This is a genomic window from Thalassospira sp. NFXS8 (assembly GCF_040148805.1).
In the GTDB taxonomy this organism is placed as follows: domain Bacteria; phylum Pseudomonadota; class Alphaproteobacteria; order Rhodospirillales; family Thalassospiraceae; genus Thalassospira.
Map to the genome: position 1 here is coordinate 399,662 of NZ_JAGEMF010000002.1, position 19,216 is coordinate 418,877.

Sequence of the window (19,216 nt, forward strand, 5' to 3'; positions counted from 1 at the left end):
GTTAGAATGCGTCTTCGTCCATCGCCATCATGGTTTTGGAACCGGCCATGATGGAGGAAAACAGGGCACCTGATTGCGGCAGGATGCGTTCCATGTAAAACCGGGCTGTCACCAGCTTGGCTTTATAGAAACCATCGGCGTCATCATCCTGTTTTTGCAGGGCAATTTCGGCCATGCGCACCCACATGAAACCAACCGCAACCAGACCGAACAGGCGCAGATATTCGGTGGCTGCGGCCCCGGCTTCGTCGGGGTTTTTCATACCGCGCTGGGCAATTTCGGCTGTGGCCTGTTGCAGGCGCATAAAGGCCTTTGCCAGCGGTTGCACAAATTCGCCCAATCCGTCGTCATTCACATGGGTTTCGATATATTCCTGCACCGGGTGGAAAAACCGGCGCAAATAACGCCCGGCCTTGGCCCCCATTTTACGCCCTACCAGGTCCAGTGCCTGAATGCCGTTTGTACCTTCGTATATCTGGGCGATGCGGGCATCACGCACATATTGTTCCATGCCCCATTCGCGGATATAGCCGTGCCCGCCAAATACCTGCATACCGATATTAGTGGTTTCAAACCCCCAGTCGGTAAACAGGGCTTTGACGATGGGTGTCATAAGCTGAACAAATTCGTCGGCTTCTTCGCGGACCTGGGCATTTTCGTGATGCTTCATGGTGTCCAGCGCGCGGGCCACCCAAATGCCCATTGCGCGCGACCCTTCATTATAGGCCCGCTGGGTGAGCAACATGCGCCGCACATCGGGGTGAACCAGCAGGCTGTCGGCCTCTTTGTTGGGCGATTTTGGTCCGGTCAGGGCCCGGCCCTGTAACCGGTCGCGGGCATAGGCAGCAGCCCCCTGATAGGCGGCTTCGCCCAGTCCCAGCCCCTGAATACCAACCGAAAGCCGTTCCTGGTTCATCATGGTAAACATTGCGGGCATGCCCTGATGGGGTTCCCCCACCAGCCAGCCAATGGCACCGTCAAAATTCATCACGCAGGTCGAAGATGCCTTGATACCCATTTTATGTTCGATCGAACCGCATTTGACGCTGTTGCGATCGCCAAGGCTACCATCGTCATTGACCATGAATTTTGGTACGACAAACAGGCTGATGCCTTTGGTGCCCTTGGGCGCGTCGGGCAGTTTGGCCAGCACCAGATGAATGATGTTTTCCGTCAGGTCATGTTCACCGGCAGAAATGAAAATTTTGGTGCCGGTAATGGCATAGCTACCGTCATCGCGCGGTTCGGCCTTGCTGCGGATAATGCCCAGATCGGTGCCGCAATGCGGTTCGGTCAGGCACATGGTGCCCGACCATGTGCCCGCCACCATTTTGGGCAGGTATTTGTCTTTGAGCGCGTCTGATGCATGGCTGTGCAGGGCGGCATAGGCCCCAAAGGACAGGCCGGGATACATGCCAAAGGAAAGGTTGGTCGAACAGGTCATTTCCTCGACCAGGGCATTCAGGGTTTTCGGCGCGCCTTGCCCGCCATAGACCGGATCGCAAGCAATGCCGGTCCATCCACCTTCGGCAAAGGTTTTATAGGCTTCCTTAAAACCTTTCGGGGTCGTAACAACACCGTCGTCCCAGGTGCAGCCTTCTTCATCGCCACTGCGGTTGATCGGTTGCAGGACTTCCTCACACACCTTGGCCGCTTCTTCCAGAATGGCATCGACCACGTCGGGTGTGAAATCCTCGCAACCGGGAAGCTGATTGATGTCGTTGAAATCAAACAGTTCGGTCAGGACGAAACGCATATCGCGCAGGGGTGCTTTAAATTCAGCCATTTTTCTGTCCTTTAATTCCGCAGCGGTTTGCCGGTCAGCAGCATGGTTTCAATGCGCGCCAGCGTGCCGGGGTTGCGGGCCAGACGCATAAAGCTGTCACGTTCAAGTTCCAGCATGTCGTCTTCGGAAAGTTCGGTGGTAACGTCGGTGTTGCCACCGGCCAGAACCGTTGCCAGTTCACCGGCCACCACGCGGTCATAATCGGTGGCTTTGCCCAAACGGTAAAAACCATCAACCGCCATTTCAAAACCAACACGGGCACTTTCGCCGGGCAGGCGATACACCATTTCTTCGGGTGGTTGGTATCCGTCCACCATGGCAAGGGCACGCTTCTTGGCATCAAACAGCAAACGGTTGCGGTTCATGGTGATGCCGTCATCGGGGCGCAGAAACAGGCTTTCCTTGGCTTCATAGGCCGATTTGGCCACAGTGGCGACACTGATGATTTCAAATGCCTTGGCACTGGCGGCCATGGGCCCCTTGGGGAATTTGGGGTTTTCGGCCCAGCGGCGGATCATTTCCTTGCATCCGCCCCAGGCTGGCACCAGCCCGACACCGGGTTCAACCAGCCCGATATAGGTTTCGCCGTGCGCTTGCACCGCATCGGAATGCAACACAATTTCGCACCCGCCGCCCAGTGCCAACCCGCTGGGGGCCGCCACAACCGGGAAGGGGGCATATTTTAGCGCCTTGTAGGTCATTTGCCCGGTTTCAACCAGATTTTCAATTTCCGGCCAAACGGCAATATTGGCGGCAAACAATGCCAGACCCAGATTGGCCCCGGCAGAAAAATTGCTGCCTTCGTTGTAAATGACCAGTGCCTTGTATTGCTTTTTCACTGTGCGAATGGCGGATTTCACAATCGCCATGACATCAGCATCCAGCGCATTCATTTTGGTATGAAATTCAAGGCAAACAGCACCGTCGCCAATATCCCACAGCGATGCCGACCGGTTGCCCAGAATACGATCCGATTTGCGTTTGATATCTTCAAGCAGCAACACGCCATCGGGGCGGGTGAGGGCCTGATAGCTGCCATCGAATGCCAGATAATGCAGGGTGCCGTCTTCAACCTTGTAAAAACTTTTGCCCGCCGCGCGTTCAAGAAGTGGCGGCACATCAATTCCGTCTTCCTTGAGCATGGCAATCAGGGCATCGACGCCAATGTCGTCGATCAGTTCAAACGGCCCGGTTTTCCAGTTATAGCCCAGCTTCATTGCCTCATCGACATCGACAATGCTGTTGGCGGCTTCTTCGGCGATGAAGGCGGCATAAGCGAGGGTCTTTGCCATCACGGCGCGGCCATATTGGCCACCCTTGTCGGGATGTTGCATCAGGGCAAGCGGGCTTTTCCCAGCGGCCTTCACACTTTCAAGGCGGGCCTTTTCGGATTTGGCAAATTCACCAGTTTCCAGATTGACCGATTCTTTAACCTTGCCGCCGTTTTCGCGGTTAAGGCGGTAAAACCCGCCCTTGCCCTTGCGGCCGGTATAGCCATCGGCAATCAGTTTGGAAACCAGCTCGGATTCGCGGTAAATGGCATGGAACGGGTCCGATTTGGGCAGGGCACTGGCCATGCTGGACTGCACATGGGGCATCAGATCCAGCCCGACCAGATCCATCAGGCCAAAGACCCCGGTTTTGGGAATGCCAAACGGGCGACCAATGACACTGTCGGCTTCTTCGACGGTTAATTTGGCATCCATCGCCTCGACCATCGCGGCCTGAATCCAGTAAACGCCCAGGCGGTTGGCAATAAAGCCCGGTTTGTCGTGGCAGACAACGCAGGTTTTACCCAGTTTTTCATCGGCAAACGCCGCCACCATATCCACCACGCCATCATTGGTTTCCCCGCTGGAAACCAGTTCCAACAGGCGCATATAACGCGGCGGGTTAAAGAAATGGGTGATGATGAAATCACTGGCAAAGCTGGCAGGCATCCCCTCGATCAGGGTTGCCAGCGGTATGGTTGATGTGTTGGAAGACACAACCGAGCCTGCTTTGCGGACTTCATCGATTTTGTGATAAAGGTTCTGTTTAATATCACGGCGTTCGATGACGGCTTCGACAATCCAGTCACAATCGGCCAGTTTGCCCATGTCATCTTCGATATTGCCGCAGCTGATCAGTTTTGCCGCCCGCTTGTTCATAAACGGGGCCGGGTCGGTTTTCAGCATCTTTGCCACGGCACCTTCGGCCACGGCATTGCGGTTTTTGGCCCCTTCGGGCACGATATCAAGTAACAGAACCGGGGTTCCCGAATTGGCGATATGGGCCGCGATGGACGCCCCCATAACGCCGGCGCCTATTACGGCGACCTGTTTGATTTCAGCCATTACATTGCCTCCAGAACCGTCGCGATTCCCTGTCCGCCGCCAATGCACTGTGAGGCCAGGGCATATTTTGCGCCTTCGCGTTTCATCAGGGCGGCTGCCTTGCCAACGATGCGGGCACCTGTCGCCCCCAGCGGATGGCCCAGGGCAATGGCCCCGCCATCGATATTGACGGTTTTGGGATCAAGGCCCAGTTCGGAGATCGAGGCCATCGCCTGGGAGGAAAAGGCTTCGTTCAGTTCAACAACACCCAGGTCAGAAGCGGTAATACCGGCGCGTTTCAGGGCCTTTTTGCTGGCCCCCACCGGGCCAATGCCCATAATTTCGGGCAGGCAGCCATCAACCGCGACCGATTTGATGCGCGCAAGCGGGGTCAGCCCATTGGCCTTGGCGAATTCTTCAGAACAGACCAAAACGGCCGACGCGCCATCTGTCAGGGGCGAAGACGTCCCTGCCGTGACCACGCCATCGGCACGGAAGGCCGGTTTCAAGTCAGCCAGCCCTTCGGCGGTGGTTTCGCCACGAATGCAGCCATCCTGATCGACAGTCCCATCGGGGCTGCTGATCGGAATGATTTCGTCGGTGAATTTGCCGGCCTTCTGGGCTGCTGCCGCCCGTTTGTGGCTTTCAACGGCAAAGGCTTCCTGATCGGAACGCGACAGGTTCCATTTTTTTGCGACATTTTCGGCGGTATCGCCCATGCCGATATAGGCTTCGGGCATTTCTTTATACAGGGCCGGGTTCGGCATGGGGTTAAAGCCCATCATCGGCACCCGGGTCATGCTTTCGATACCAGCACAGATAAAAACATCGCCTGCGCCAATGGCAATGGCACCTGCCGCCTGATGGATGGATTGCATGGAAGAGCCGCAGAACCGGTTAACCGTAACCCCAGCCACCGAACGTGGCAGCCCGGCCAGAAACGTGACCAGTCGGGCAACGTTTAATCCCTGTTCCCCTTCGGGAAAGGCGCAGCCCAAAATAAGGTCTTCGATGGCATTGGGATCAATGCCGGATCGTTCCACCAGCCCTTTAACCACCTGGGCGGCCAGATCATCGGGACGAACCTTAGCCAGCGCACCTTTGCGCGCCGGGGTGAAGGGGGATCGGGCATAGCCGACGATAACAGCATTGGTCATAGCGGGTCTTCCTTCCTGAGCTTTTTTGCGATGCCGGTGCGGTTTCATTCCGTATCCGGATCGAGTCCTTTTTCTTTAAGCGCATCAATCGATTGTTGTTCGATGTCGCGCAATTCATCGAGTGTGACATCCAGCGCCTGACGCTGTTCGGTCAATTCCTTCATCCGTTTACGAACCCGGCCCAGTAGCATTCTGATTTGTTCGGTCTGGGTTGGATCAGCGCCGTAAAGATCCAGATAATCTGCAATCTCGCTCAGGCTGAAACCCAGTCGTTTGCCCCGCAAAATGATCAACATTCTGGCCCGGTCTGATCGCGTATAGACCCGGGTGCTACCTGCGCGTTGCGGGGAAACCAGTCCTTTTTGTTCGTAAAACCGAATGGTTCGCGGTGTGACGCCCAAATCCTTTGCCAGTTCGGGAACGGTATAGATCCGGTTGTCAATGTTCGTCATTTTCTGACCCTATTGGTGCATTTTTTTATCTATACGTCAACTAGTTTACGTTAACGTCACATTGATTTTTCTTTTTTGTCATCCGTGCGCAGATTCTTCACGTCAGACATGGTTACCGGCTTTCAGGCGTTCCTCATCGATCAGCTCTTTTTTCGACAATTTACCGACCATTGTTTTGGGTAATTCGTCACGCATTTCGATTTCCCGGGGCATTTCAATGCGCGAGATTTTATCTTCCAGAAAGGCACGTAATGTTTCAGGTGTGATGGCCTGAGGGTCCGCATCATCCTTTAAACGTACAAATGCCTTGGGCGCCTGACCGCGATAGGAATCGGGAACGCCGATCACGGTAACTTCGGCAATATCGGAATGCAGATAGAGGGCTTCTTCAATGGCGCGCGGATAAACGTTATATCCGCCGCACATAATGACATCCTTAAGGCGGTCGACCAAAAACAGGTAACCTTCCCGGTCGCGATAGCCAACATCACCGGTGGCAAGCCAGCCATCCTTCAGGCAGGCAGCGGTTTCTTCGGGGTTTTGCCAGTATCCGGTCATAACCTGAGGTCCGCGAACATACAGTTCACCTTTTTCACCATCGGGCAGGGTGCGGGTTTTATCGTCCAGCGATCTTATTTCCACGCCGGCCCCGGGCATCGGAATGCCGATGGACCCTTCCTTGTTGGTACCCAAAAGCGGGTTGCAGGTACAAACCGGGCTGGCTTCGGACAAGCCGTAACCCTCAACCACTTTGGCACCGGTCAGGTCTTCAAACTGGTGTTTTACCTCGACGGGCAGGGGCGCGCCCCCCGAAATGCAGCATCGGATTGATGACAGGTCGTGTTTCACGGTTTCGTGGGAATTGTTAATTGCGGTGTAAATGGTCGGCACACCGGGGAAAATGGTCACTTTTTTGCGATCCAGCGCCTTAAGCAACGCTTCAAGTTCAAAGCGGGGCTGTAAAACCAGTTCTGCGCCCATATTAATCGAGGTGTTCAGCGCAACCGTCATGGCAAAAACATGGAAAAACGGCAAAACGCATAATGTGACTTCCTGCCCCGGCCGCGCATTTGGCATCCAGCGGGTAAGTTGCTCGACATTGGCGCTAAGATTGGCGTGGGTCAGCATCGCGCCTTTGGGACGGCCAGTCGTGCCGCCGGTATATTGCAAAACCGCCAGATCATCCGGGGTTGCACCGCAGGATTTTTGCAAGGGCGGGCAATTTACCAGGCGCGAATAGGGAATATTGCGTAAATCGTGCGGGACATCGGCCAGTTCGCTGCGTTTGAAAAGCGAAAACAGAACACTTTTGACGGCGGGTAAAATGTCGCTCATTTCGCACACGACAATGCGCCGCAGGCTGGTTTCATCCAGACAGGCGGCAACCTTGGGATAAATCTGTTTCAGGTTCAGCGTGACCATGATTCGCACACCGGAATCATTGATCTGGAAGGCAATTTCGCGTTTGGCATAAAGCGGATTGAAATTGACAACCACGCCGCCGCATTTCAGTACGGCATAGTAACAAACTACATAATACGGGGTGTTGGGCAGGCAAAGGCCAACCTTGTCCCCCTTGCGCACCCCAAGCTGGCGAAACCCCTCGGCAACCTTGTCGATTTGGTCGGAAATTTCCTGATAGTCATATATACGGCCCAGAAAATCGATGCAGGGCCGGTTGCCAAAAACATGTGCAGCATCGTCGAAAATATCATGAACCAGCCGTGGCGTAATTGGCGTTGTCATATCGACACCGGGTGCGGTCGAGGGGGCTTGTTGAATGTTCATTTGGATCATCCGCGTTAACTCCATTACGTTAACGTCACTTTCGCGGCAAAAAAACCCGGTACGGTGCGATCCGTCAGGAAACACCCGTACCGGTATTATATAGGATCAGAACTGGAATTTTGCTTGCAGGGCGATGATGTCGACTTTGGATTCATAATCGCCGGAAAATGTGTTGTTGGAACTGTCACGCAGGCTGACATGGGCTTCTTTGGCAAAAATATGCGTATAGCCCAGGCTTACATCAGCCCAATTATTGACTTTGTAAGACGTGCCAAGAGACACCCAATACCGGTCTGAGTCCGGCAAACGCACAGTGCGATGTTCGGTTTTGACCGGTGTCTGGTCATAAGCAACACCGCCGGTGAAGGCCCAGTTTTCATCATACTGATACCGGGCACCAAGGGCGCCAAACCACGCGCTGCTCCAGTTATAATATTCCGAGCTGGAGGTGACGGGCGTGCCGAGGTTTGAGACGTTGCCACCGTAATTGAATGTCAGGTTTGTAAGGGATGTCCAGTTTGTCCACTGGGCGTCGGCCATGATCGTCCATTTTTCGCCGATATCCTGTGCAATACCGAATGTTACAAATTCAGGGGTTGTCACTTCGGCAGAGGCAGACTGGTCGTTGTAGGCTGCTGTCGAACCGAATTTGACGTCACCTTTCAAATGCTGTTTGACTTCGGAAGTGTAACTTGCCCCGATCCGGGTTCCGGGGATGACTTCCCAGTTCATCCCGGCGGACCAACCCAGCGCCAGGTCATCACCCTTCACGTCCGAGGCAGCTTCGGTGCCGGCACCGGTTACGACGGCTTTTGACAGGCGTGCGTCCATATATTGAATTTGCAGACCGGCACCCAGCGAAAGACCGTTATCAAAACGATAGGCAAAGGCCGGTTTGACGTTGGTGGTTTTAATATCGGATGTCGTGCCAAAGAACCGCCCTGCAAAGTCACCGTCATAATCTGTGACCAGACCCCAAGGGGCGGTTATGGAAATACCCATATTCAGGTTGTCGGTCAGTTTCCATACCGCATGGGCATTGGGTATAAACGCATCTTGCGCCATGTCCCCATAGTCAGTCCGCGAGACGTTCTGGCCGAACGGTGCGGTTGCCTTGGCATTTTTCAGGGTTGATTTTGGCATGACCAGCGTTCCGCCAACACTATAGGTGCTATGGTCAAACTGGCCGATATTGGCAGGGTTGTAAAAAATGGTCGAAGCATCGACTGACGAGGTCGACATCCCGGCAAACGATGATCCTTGCAGGGTGCCGCTTACTTCGCGCAATTGATAGCCTGATGCATGGGCCGTAGTCGCAATGGCAAGGGAACCGAGCAAAGCGGTACCCGAAACAGCCGCACAAAGGCAGGCTTTGTTCAACGTCTTTGTCATTTGTTTCTCCCTAGAAACGATTTCGGTGCTGTTGCGCTTTTTTGCGCCCGCATTTTATTGGTCAGGCTTTATTGGGCATCGACCCTGATAAAATCGATGTCATAGCCTTTTTTCTTAAAGCTGGTTTTCAGCAATTTACCGTCTTTGTCGTACCAAAGGTCACGGGCAACATCCCCGGTCATCACATAGTGGGTGGCGGGGATCTTGCGGTTATCAATGGTCAGGCTGGTATCAACGGTTTTTGCGACCGACACCGCATAGGGTGCTGCGTCGATGACACTGTAGAGGCTTGTTTTGGCAGTAATATCTTCGCGCCACAGTGTCAGGGGCCAGGCCGCGTTACATTCTTCACGGCGCGGAACACCCTTTCCGGCGACTTCGTAACAATCGCCTTCATATTCCGCCAGCCACGCATAAGGGGTGCCATCATCGTCGGTTTCGGCTTTGACGGAAACCAGATGGTCATTCTTCCACGTTTCTGTGCGGTCATGATGATAGTGGAACTGTAAAAACAGCACCTGGACAGAGGTTTCGGTGGTGATATGTGCGATCTGGCCGTCGGCTGTATCGCTTAACACCACTTTTTCAAAACCAATCGGGTCGCCATCCTTGAACACCTTGTAATTCAGGGTTTCATCGGCTTTGGCACCGTGCAGTCCGGCATAAAGTGTAGCAAAAATTGCGCAAGCAGTGGCGACACCGCCCAATAATTTTCGAGACATAAGAGTTCCCCAACCCCGATCAAAAACAGAAAAGCCGTCAGTCCAGCATGGAGGACAGCTTGGCGGCGATGCCCATGGACCCCTTTACCTTGAGCTTGCCCAGTGTAAAGGCCAGCATCGGGTCGAGTTTTCCGGTGATCAGTTTTTGTAAATTGGCTTGGGAAATCTTCAGGATGCAATCGGCATCCGAAACATCATCATCGCTGATTTCCGGGGTTGGCCCGGTTGCATCAACAACAATGCTGCCATCATCACCACAATCAAAGGCGACAACGGCGTTCAGCCCCCGCAATTGCGGTAATCTGGCTTCGACGGCTTCGAGGATGCTGTTATCCACGAAATCCTCCCTGGACGTTTGTTGATTTTGTTTTTGTGTTCTTGTTGCCGTAATGTAGCTCAAAGTGACGTAAAGGTAAATTGTTTTACTTCAAAGTCATTCAATTGCTGCTAGGGCATTGATTGTCAGGGAGAATTTTCAACCTATAGACGTAAATAAAGCCTGACTGCACGTCTGCTAACGTGCAGTCAGGCTTTATTTTTATCGCATCGATTTCACGACAGGATACGCCATGACCCGTCGGATTGCAGGCATGCGGTGCCATAGGTTTGCTGGCGCGCATCGTTGATTTTGACGGAGGCACTATATTCCCGGCAATATTGGTTGTTTTCGTTCTGGAAGGTTTTTACCGGGGTAATGCCATATTGCTGGTTCGAGTCGGGATTGGTCCAGACCGCAGTTTGACCGTCGGGCAGGCGGTCCAGCGCATAACCGCCGCAGGCCTGATCGGTGGCGTCCATGCCTGATCCAATGGCATTTCCCGCCAACATTCCAAAGATGGCCCCGCCAATGGTGGCAAGCAGGCGCCCGTCACCTTTGCCAACTGTCGAACCCGCCGCGGCCCCGGCGACACCGCCCAGAATTGACCCGATTACGTCGCGGTTGCATTGCAGGATATTACCATTTGGCAAAAACAGGTCACCAAAACCATCTGCGCCAAAATCGTGTCCATTATGAATGGCGGGGCCATTTTTGAAACCCGGCCCTTTGCCGGGATGCCCGTCTGGCCCGCCTTTTGCGCGGTAACCATGTGCTGGCGCCCATGGGGGCGGGTCGGCCTGGGCCGGACTGATGAAAACACCGCTTAGGCCCAGCGCAAAAATTCCGATCACGAAACGAAACTTGTTTTTTGCCATTTTTCGGCTTTCCTTTTGGCGGGGCAGCGTAATGCGCTTTGTCTTTACACCCGCATGGTTTGCCTGAATTTGTATGCGAATTTGCCCTGCAACTATGTCCCGGATATCTCTATGGACGGTATTTGTGGGGTAGATGAGGCTTAGTTAGGGCAAATTATGGCGGTGATACCGGTGTGGTCAGGTGTGATTAAGGGGGCATCGGTTGGTTTTTATACGGGTGTTGATATACAGCACCACGCCGAACAGCTGGCAACCGGGGCCAAAACGGAGTGATTTCGGTGGTTGCCTATACGTCTGAAGGACGTCATTTGCGTTGAAACCGTTTGCACAGGCAGATAGCTTTCTGTCACTTACTTAAACCGTTTAAAAAGAAGTGCCGGGGAAACGTTATGACTTTCACTGCGTGGCTGTCGGTTGCCACCATTTGTATTTTGGGGGCAATGACACCGGGGCCCAGCCTGGCTGTTGTCTTGCGTCATTCAGTTGGGCAGTCACGGCGGGCCGGTTTTGCCTGTGCGCTGGCACATGGTGCCGGAATTGGCTTTTACGCTGTAATCACGATGGCGGGGCTGGGTGTCCTGTTTCAAACCGTGCCGGTGTTTCGCGAAGCTGTCAGCATTCTGGGGGCGCTTTATCTGGCATGGCTGGCATTTAAAGCCTGGCGCGGGGCAGGCAGTGCCGCACGTTTTCAAAATGACAATCACCCCGGTGCCATTGCCGATACGCTGGGCCATGCTGCACGTGATGGCTTTATGATTGCGTTTTTAAACCCCAAAATTGCATTGTTTTTTCTGGCTTTGTTTAGCCAGTTTGTCTCGGCTGATGCCAGTTGGACCGCTAAAATATGGCTGGCCCTGACGGCGGCGGGCATTGATTGTGCATGGTATTGTCTGGTGGCAGTCGGGTTTTCGCACGGGGCGGTTTTGCCGTGGTTGCGGCGCAATTCCGGCATTATTGAACGGTTGATTGCAGTCCTGTTTCTGGTCATTGCTGTACGGGTGTTGTGGGGGATTATCCCGGGCCTGATGGGCATGACATCCGGTTAAGGCTGCCATGCCTGCTACCTTTCATCCTGTTTAAATTTTTGGCCCTGTCATCTGGCCCTGCTTAACGGACAGTATTTTCCATGTCTGATCCCAAATCGTCTGCTTCGTCCCCCGCGGTATCTGAACATCGTCGCTCTTCACCAAATCCATCCTTGCCCGCGACCGACCAGGCAGAGCGCGGGTTTCGCCGTGTTGCGCCGCATCTGGGTTTTTTGGCGGCCTTGCTGTTGCTGGCGTTTAACATGCGCGGCAGCATCGTTGTGATGGGGCCGCTGGCCGAAACAGTTGGTCTTGATTTGCAGTTATCAGGGGTGCAGTTGGGGCTTCTCACCACCATTCCGGTACTTTGTTTCGGTGTGTTATCGATATTTGCGCCGCGTTTGGGGCAGCGGTTTGGTCTTGAAGCCACGCTGGTTTTGATGCTGGCACTGGTGGCGGTGGGGCAGGGTTTGCGTGCCAGCGGGCAATATGGGGTGATGGTGATTGGCACCATTGTGCTTGGTGCTGCCATTGCCGTGATGAATGTGCTTACCCCGTCGCTGGTACGGCGCAGTTTCCCCGGTAAGGTTGCGTTGATTACCGCCCTTTATACCTTTGTTATGTCCAGCGGGGCGACGATTGCTGCCTTTAGCGCGGTTCCCTTGCGCAACAGCATGGAAGGCGACTGGCGTTATGCGCTGGGGGTGTGGGCGGTGGTGGCTGCAATTGGCTGTGTGTGCTGGTTGCCAATGCTACGTTACCATCATCATGCACAGGGGGCCTCGCCGCGCATATCGCTGTGGCGTAATAGCGAGGCGTGGTGGCTTAGTCTGTTTTTTGGCTGCCAGTCGATGGTATTTTATACCGGCACGGCGTGGGTTGCGAAAATCTTTATCGATTCCGGTATGTCCGATGCCGAGGCTGGCACGCTTTTGACGGTTTTTAACGTTTTTGGCATTCCGGCGGCGTTTCTGGCCCCGCTGATTTATTCGGCCATCCCCAACAAAAAACTGGCAATGGTTGTTTTGCATGTGCCGTTATTCATTGGCATTCCCGGGTTCGTTTTTGCCACCACCGACATGCCCTATTTATGGGCATTATGCATGGGGTTGGGCCAGGGCAGCATGATCAGCATTGCCCTGACGCTGGTCGGTTTGCGCGGGGCAGATCCGCAAACTTCGGCCAAACTGTCGGGTATGTGCCAATCGCTGGGCTATTTGCTGGCGGCAACCGGCCCGGTCCTGTTTGGTGCCCTGCACGATTATTTGCAAAACTGGCAGATACCGTTGCTTATTTTGTTTGTAGTTGTCGTGGTTCAGTTCGTTTCCGGCCTGCGGGCCGGGTCGCCTGACAGGATTGTGTCACGCTAACGCTTGTTCTGTTACCGGTTTAACACCCCGATGGTTTTGCCTTCGGGGTGTTTTTTTGCCTGGTGTGAGGGGACGGTAAAATGTTTCATGCTGCCTTTCGCGTCCCGAAATTTTGTTTTGTATTGTTAACAATGTTGTTCCGGGAAGCGACGCCGCGCCGGTAAACGCGATTGTATTCGTTCTTTAGGTGTGCGGCTTCAAACTGGCATTTGTTGATAATAATAATTGTTATTATCAAAATAAGTTTCAGAAAACAGATGTATTGCTTCGTCATGGGTTCAGGCGGTTTTGCCGCAGGAAACATCCATCACGCCAGGAAAGTGACGATATGACACCAGAATTAACCGATATTGCAAAGGCCTGGACGGGTTTTGCTACCGGAACCGCCAAGGGCTATGCCGTTGATATTGCACAGCAGCTTGGCATCAGCGAAGCCGAACTGGTAGCAGCAGGGTGCGGAACCACGGTCACAAGGATGGATGCCGATTGGGGCGATGTGATCAAGCGACTTGAAAACCTTGGCGAGGTAATGGTGTTAACGCGCAACCCCAGTGTTGTGCATGAAAAAACCGGCACATTTGGCGCAGTCAGCATTCATGGCGATATGGGGCTGGTGTTAAATGGCGATGTCGATTTACGGCTGTTTTTGGGCCATTGGGGTTTTGGCTTTGCGGTCAACGCGCGCGGGCGCCGCAGCTTGCAGTTTTTTGGTCATGATGGCACCGCGATCCATAAAATCTTTCTAACCGATAAATCTGATCTAGCGGCCTATGAGGCATTGGTAAGCGATTTTGGCGCGCCTGACCAAAGCCCTGAAATATCGGTTTTGCCGCCTTTGCGCGCCCCGGTTACACGGGCGGATCAGGATGTGGATGTTAAAAACTGGCGTGCTCATTGGGGACGGATGACAGACGTGCACCAGTTTCACGGCCTGTTGAAAGATTTTAACCTGGGGCGGCATCAGGGATTGCGCCTGGCAGGGGCCGAATTTGCCGAGCAGCTTGACCCGGCCCATTTTCAAAACTTGCTGGAAAATGCAGCCACCCGCCAGGTGCCGATTATGGTTTTTGTTGGTAATTCGGGGGCCATTCAAATTCATACCGGGCCGATCAATACCATTCGGGTAATGGATAACTGGGTCAATGTGATGGACCCGCGTTTTACCCTGCATTTACGGGCCGATCATTTGGCGGAAATGTGGCTGGTGCGCAAGCCGGTCCGCGAGGGTGTAATTACCACGATCGAGCTTTATGACGCCGCGCATAACAACTTTGCCATCCTGTGTGGTCAACGCGCGCCCAAGGACCCGGAAAACCCCGAATGGCAAAGACTGGCCGAAGATATGCCCCGGCTGGCCTCCGCACGATTGATGAAGGCGGGGGGATGATCATGCGTTTTTATGGTGTTTTTATCGCAACGTTGGTTGGCTTCGTCAGTTTGTGTTTCCCTGCCTTTGCCGCCGATATGCCCAAACGGGTGGTGACGGTTGGCGCACCGGCGAGCGAGATTGTCTTTGCATTGGGCGCGGGGGAAACAGTTGTTGCCACCGACACCACCAGCACCTGGCCTGAAAAGGTGAAAACCCTGCCCAAAGTCGGCTATATGCGCAATCTGGCGGCAGAAGGCATTATCAGCCTGAAGCCTGACCATGTTATTGCCGTCGCCGACAGCGGCCCGACGCCGGTTTTGGATGATCTGCAAGCACTTGGTATTCCGGTGACGGTTTTGCCGTCTCTAGCCACCCTTGAAAACCTGCCCGATGCGATCATGGTGGCGGCAACGGCCCTTGGCCGCGAGGGTCAGGGGCAGATATTGGCACATCAGGTGAAAGCCGATATTGAAGCGCTTCAGCATCTGGCTGGTGGGAACAAGGCAGGGGCAAACCGCAAGGAAATTGTATTTTTGATGTCGGTAGGGCACGGGCAGCCGATGTCGGCCGGGGCGCATACCACCGCGAACGAAATTATCGCGCTGATTGGTGGTGAAAACCCGATGGCAGGGTATGACGGGTTTAAACCCGTCTCACCCGAAATTATCGCAGCGAACGGCGCTGATTACGTTATGGTAACGTCTTCAACGCTCGATCAGCTTGGCGGGCTGGCCGGGTTGCAGGCCGACCCGGTTTTGGGTTTGCACAAGGCCGTGGCTGCCGGCCATGTGTTAACGGTGTCGGCCTCGACCATTTTGGGTTTTGGTCCGCGCTCAGTTGGTGAAATTCGCGATCTTGCCGCGCAAATTCACCAATACGACGCCATGCAATGACTTTGCCAATGATCAAAATGGGGGCTGGTACACTCAAGCAGGCCTGCCGGGTTTTGTCCGCCTTGTATGTTATCGGCGATGACGCGGACGGGCGGGGACGCATAAGCCGAAAAGCCCTGTCCTTGCTGGCATTGTTTGTGCTTTTGCTGGTTGCTGTTGTCATTTCGTTGGGTGTTGGCGGGGCTGACATTGGGGTTGCCAAGGTGCTGTGGCATCTGGCCGATAAAACAGGCTTGGCCGCTAGCGGCGTGGATGATTTTAGCGCCCGCGTACTTGATAGCCTGCGCCTGCCGCGCATCATACGCGCAATTGTGATAGGTGCGGCCTTGGGCGTAGCGGGAACAGTGATGCAAAGCCTGTTTCGGAACCCGATTGCCGACCCCGGCATTATTGGTGTGTCGGCCAGTGCGGCCTGTGGGGCGGTGGCGATGATTGTGTGTGGTCATGCCCTTTTAGGCAGCCATTATGCCGCTATTGGCCCCTATGGGGTGCCGGTGGCGGCCTTTTTGGGGGCCGGGCTGGCAACAGGGGTAATAAGGGTTTTATCGCGCCAGGACGGGCATACCGATGCTGCGATTATGCTGCTGATCGGGGTGGCGATTAATGCCATTGCGATTGCCGGGGTAGGGATTTTCACCTATCTGGCCGATGATGCCCAGTTGCGCAGCCTGACATTCTGGCAAATGGGGGCTTTGTCGGGCAATGGGCCGGCAGACATGCCTGCCCTTGTGGGCATGGCAGCCGGGATGGCGTATTTGCTGATGCTAGGCACTCCCTTAAACCTGTTTTTGCTTGGCGAGGCCGAAGCCCGCCATTTAGGGCTGGAGGTCGAGGCCTTAAAACGCCGGGCCACCATTATCACCGCCCTTGTTGTTGGCGCGGCGGTGGCGGTTTCGGGGATTATTGCCTTTGTAGGCTTGCTGGCCCCGCATCTGGTGCGGCTGGTTTGCGGGCCGGATAACAAAATTGTGCTTCCGGCATCGGCTTTATGCGGGGCAATTTTGTTGGTTGGTGCCGATGCCGTGGCGCGGATTATTGTGTTACCCGCCGAATTGCCGATTGGTCTGGTCACCGGGATATTGGGCGGGCCGTTCTTTTTGGGGCTTTTGATGCGCGAAAAGAAAAGGCGGCGGATATGACCCTGTGTGCCCAGAATGTGACCTTTGCCGTGCGCGGACAGACCTTGTTAGACGATGTATCGCTAATCCTTCATCCCGGCGAGGTTTTGGCGGTTTTAGGCCCCAACGGGGCGGGTAAATCGACCTTGTTAAAGGTGCTGGCGGGCGAGATTGCCCCAAATAAAGGGCGTGTAACCCAAAACGGGGTTGATATTGCCCATGTACCCGCCCTTGCCCTGGCGCAAAATCGTGCTGTGATGCCGCAGGCTGCCGCAATGGCATTTCCTTTCATCGTGCGCGATGTGGTTTTGCTGGGCCGGGCACCCTTTCGTAAAACATCATCCCGGAAAATTGACCGCGATCTGGTGGAAAAAGCCATCGCATTGGCCGATATTGCCCATTTGGCTGATCATGCCTATCCCGCCCTTTCGGGCGGTGAAAAACAGCGGGTGCATTTGGCACGTGCCCTGGTGCAATTGTGGGGGATGTCCGAAGGGGCTGCGGTGAAGATGGCCAGGCATACGGATATGCCTGATACGGTCGATAGGCTTGACAGAACCCGTGGCCCGGCGCGTTTTTTGTTGCTTGATGAACCAACAGCCGGGCTGGATATTGGCCATCAGCATGGTTTGCTGTCGATTGCGCGCGCACAGGCACAGCACCACAAAACCGGGGTTTTGATGATCTTGCATGATTTTAATCAGGTTTGCGGTTATGCCGACCGGGTGGTGATTTTGCGCAAGGGCCGGGTCGCAGCCCAAGGCCCGACAGATCAGGTCATGCGGCCTGATCTGCTAAGCGATGTATTTGAAAGCCCGATCCGGGCGGTGCCCGACCCGGATGGTGCAACTGACATTCTGGTAAGCCGGGCCGGGTTTGCCTGATCAGGCTTGCTGTGCGGTGATAGTGCGGGCTTCGCTGGCAAGCTGACCCAGTTTTTCCAGAACCTCGCGGGTGGCGGCTTCCATTCGGGTAAAGTGGGCCTGAGCGGTTGCCATGTCTTTTTTGCGACAGGCGGCAAGGGCTGCGGCACCTTCGTCATGCTGGGTCTGGTGTGGGGCCTTTATCGCCTTATAGGCGCTAAGGTGGCGGAAGGGTTCGGATGCGGGGCCATCATACCATTTGCCAAACCGGCAGGTGGTGGATTTGGTCATCGACGGGTCATGTTCGCTGGCAAGACCGGCCAGTATTTCGGCGATTTGTTTGCAATAAACCGAATGGTCGGCCTTGGCACTGCGGATGGTGCGGTTGGGGATGTCATATTGCACCAGTTCGCTGATTTGAACATCGATCAGGCTTTCCACATTGCCAATCACGTCAATAATGGAGCGAATGGCGCTGACCTGATCGCCGGTCTGGCGGGCAATTTCGGAAATGCCACTTTGCACGGCATCGGCGGATCGGGTTTGTTCGGCCAGAATGTGTGAAATATCTTCGATCCGGCGGGTCGAATCGCCCATTTTTACGCCGATATCCTCGATCCGGGTGGAAACTTCGCCAATCACTTGCTGGCCGTTGGTTACGGCCAGGGTGCCGCGGGCCATGGCTTCGACAATATTGCGCATTTCTTCTTGCAAATTGCCAATGCGCTGGCGGATTTCCTCGGTTGCGCGGGCTGTTTGCTGGCTAAGCGATTTTACCTCGCCCGCGACCACGGCAAACCCTTTGCCCGCTTCGCCGGCGCGGGCGGCTTCGATGGTGGCGTTTAATGCCAAAAGGTTGGTTTGGCTGGCAATATCTTCGATCGACTGCACAATTTCGCCAATCCTTTCGGAGGCTTCGGCCAAAATACCCACCCGCTCGGCGGCATCTGAAACGGCGCTGGCGATATCGTCCATTCCGGCAACAGCGTTTGACACAGTTTCCTGGCCATTGCGCGTGGCTTCGATGGCTTCGGCGGCATTTGCGGCGGCAAAGCTGCTGTTTTCATTAATGCTGTTAATGCCTGCGACCATTTCATCAACGGCGCTGGAAATGGAGCGTGCCCGATGATCAACCTGTTGCAGGCCACGCATCATTTTGGCGTTGGAAATAACCCCTTCATTGATTGCAACCGACATATCCATGGTGCGGTCCATCAATTTGTCGGCAAATTCGGTTTCTGACAGGGCCTTTGCATGGCTGCCCTGGGCGGGTTTGGTGCCCGGCGCGGTATTGTTTGTATTTGGGGCTAGCAGCAGGTTTAAATCAAACATCAGGGTGGTATTTGCCAGGGTCGCCAGGGCCCCTGCCTGACCAATATTCCATCGAAAGCGGCCCAAAATGCCGGTGGCAAGCGATTGCTGCACAGTGGACATCGCCAGAATGATGGTGGCGGGTGAAACCCCGGCCCCGGCGTGCAATTGCGCCAGTTCAGCAGCCTGATCACTTAATTTACGGTCGATCTTGCCGTTAAACAGGCGTGTCCAGTGCGTTTCAAGCAGCGCTGTCAGCTTTTCTATCCGGGCATCGTCGATCTTCACCGCGACGTTTTCAGAAATGATCTGGTAAAACTGTTTTGCCCTTTGTCCCATGGGGGCAAATACAACATCTGAAACGCGTTGAAATTTTACGAAGTCTTCTGCTTCGATTTGAAAAAGATGAAGGCTGCTCTCCACGACCGACAAAGTTATTCCCCTTTGTGCTACCCCGATTG

Annotated in this window: 16 protein-coding genes; 6 read left to right on the forward strand and 10 right to left on the reverse strand. The window is 54.6% G+C overall.

Annotation, left to right across the window (positions count from 1 at the left end; genetic code table 11):
- Position 1 precedes the first annotated feature (1 nt).
- The 9 genes from J4E05_RS11160 to J4E05_RS11200 form a co-directional block, all read right to left on the reverse strand.
- The gene (locus J4E05_RS11160) at positions 2-1,786 is read right to left on the reverse strand and encodes an acyl-CoA dehydrogenase C-terminal domain-containing protein (protein ID WP_349595461.1); all 1,785 of its coding nucleotides are present in this window, start codon (positions 1,784-1,786) and stop codon (positions 2-4) included.
- Positions 1,787-1,797: 11 nt separating this feature from the next.
- Positions 1,798-4,122, reverse strand: a complete 2,325-nt coding sequence (locus J4E05_RS11165) for a 3-hydroxyacyl-CoA dehydrogenase/enoyl-CoA hydratase family protein (RefSeq protein WP_349595463.1) — start codon at positions 4,120-4,122, stop codon at positions 1,798-1,800.
- Positions 4,122-5,258 (reverse strand): thiolase family protein, encoded by a 1,137-nt coding sequence (locus J4E05_RS11170; RefSeq protein WP_349595466.1) that lies wholly within the window; start codon positions 5,256-5,258, stop codon positions 4,122-4,124. Before J4E05_RS11170 ends, J4E05_RS11165 begins: the two co-directional genes overlap by 1 nt.
- A 44-nt stretch (positions 5,259-5,302) precedes the next feature.
- Positions 5,303-5,710 carry a MerR family transcriptional regulator gene (locus J4E05_RS11175; RefSeq protein WP_085590067.1) on the reverse strand — a complete coding sequence of 136 codons (408 nt, stop codon included), beginning with the start codon at positions 5,708-5,710 and terminating at the stop codon, positions 5,303-5,305.
- Between the two features lie 102 nt (positions 5,711-5,812).
- On the reverse strand, positions 5,813-7,507 hold the full coding sequence (locus tag J4E05_RS11180) for a long-chain-fatty-acid--CoA ligase (protein WP_349595469.1): 1,695 nt from the start codon (positions 7,505-7,507) through the stop codon (positions 5,813-5,815).
- Positions 7,508-7,603: 96 nt separating this feature from the next.
- A complete protein-coding gene (locus tag J4E05_RS11185; protein ID WP_349595472.1) occupies positions 7,604-8,890 on the reverse strand; it encodes an OmpP1/FadL family transporter in 1,287 nt (428 codons plus the stop codon).
- Between the two features lie 68 nt (positions 8,891-8,958).
- Positions 8,959-9,612: a DUF6134 family protein gene (locus tag J4E05_RS11190; RefSeq protein WP_349595475.1), complete on the reverse strand. Its 654-nt coding sequence runs from the start codon at positions 9,610-9,612 to the stop codon at positions 8,959-8,961.
- Between the two features lie 37 nt (positions 9,613-9,649).
- Positions 9,650-9,949, reverse strand: coding sequence for an SCP2 sterol-binding domain-containing protein (locus tag J4E05_RS11195; RefSeq protein WP_085590059.1), 300 nt, complete (start codon positions 9,947-9,949; stop codon positions 9,650-9,652).
- A gap of 215 nt (positions 9,950-10,164) precedes the next feature.
- Positions 10,165-10,806 carry an RT0821/Lpp0805 family surface protein gene (locus J4E05_RS11200; protein ID WP_349595478.1) on the reverse strand — a complete coding sequence of 214 codons (642 nt, stop codon included), beginning with the start codon at positions 10,804-10,806 and terminating at the stop codon, positions 10,165-10,167.
- A 389-nt stretch (positions 10,807-11,195) separates the two neighbouring features.
- Between J4E05_RS11200 and J4E05_RS11205 the strand changes: the two genes are divergently transcribed.
- From J4E05_RS11205 to J4E05_RS11230, 6 genes are all read left to right on the forward strand, one after another.
- Positions 11,196-11,852: a LysE family translocator gene (locus J4E05_RS11205; RefSeq protein WP_349595480.1), complete on the forward strand. Its 657-nt coding sequence runs from the start codon at positions 11,196-11,198 to the stop codon at positions 11,850-11,852.
- A gap of 80 nt (positions 11,853-11,932) precedes the next feature.
- On the forward strand, positions 11,933-13,201 hold the full coding sequence (locus J4E05_RS11210) for a CynX/NimT family MFS transporter (protein WP_349595482.1): 1,269 nt from the start codon (positions 11,933-11,935) through the stop codon (positions 13,199-13,201).
- Between the two features lie 328 nt (positions 13,202-13,529).
- Positions 13,530-14,588, forward strand: a complete 1,059-nt coding sequence (locus tag J4E05_RS11215; protein WP_349595484.1) for a hemin-degrading factor — start codon at positions 13,530-13,532, stop codon at positions 14,586-14,588.
- Positions 14,585-15,463 carry a heme/hemin ABC transporter substrate-binding protein gene (locus tag J4E05_RS11220; protein ID WP_349595487.1) on the forward strand — a complete coding sequence of 293 codons (879 nt, stop codon included), beginning with the start codon at positions 14,585-14,587 and terminating at the stop codon, positions 15,461-15,463. Before J4E05_RS11215 ends, J4E05_RS11220 begins: the two co-directional genes overlap by 4 nt.
- Entirely contained in the window at positions 15,460-16,602 is a 1,143-nt protein-coding gene (locus J4E05_RS11225) for a FecCD family ABC transporter permease (protein ID WP_349595490.1), read from the forward strand. The genes J4E05_RS11220 and J4E05_RS11225 overlap by 4 nt, the downstream gene beginning before the upstream one ends.
- A complete protein-coding gene (locus J4E05_RS11230) occupies positions 16,599-17,465 on the forward strand; it encodes a heme ABC transporter ATP-binding protein (protein WP_349595492.1) in 867 nt (288 codons plus the stop codon). Before J4E05_RS11225 ends, J4E05_RS11230 begins: the two co-directional genes overlap by 4 nt.
- Here J4E05_RS11230 and J4E05_RS11235 read toward each other — a convergent pair whose 3' ends face one another.
- Positions 17,466-19,178: a methyl-accepting chemotaxis protein gene (locus tag J4E05_RS11235; protein WP_349597551.1), complete on the reverse strand. Its 1,713-nt coding sequence runs from the start codon at positions 19,176-19,178 to the stop codon at positions 17,466-17,468.
- Between the last annotated feature and the right edge of the window lie 38 nt (positions 19,179-19,216).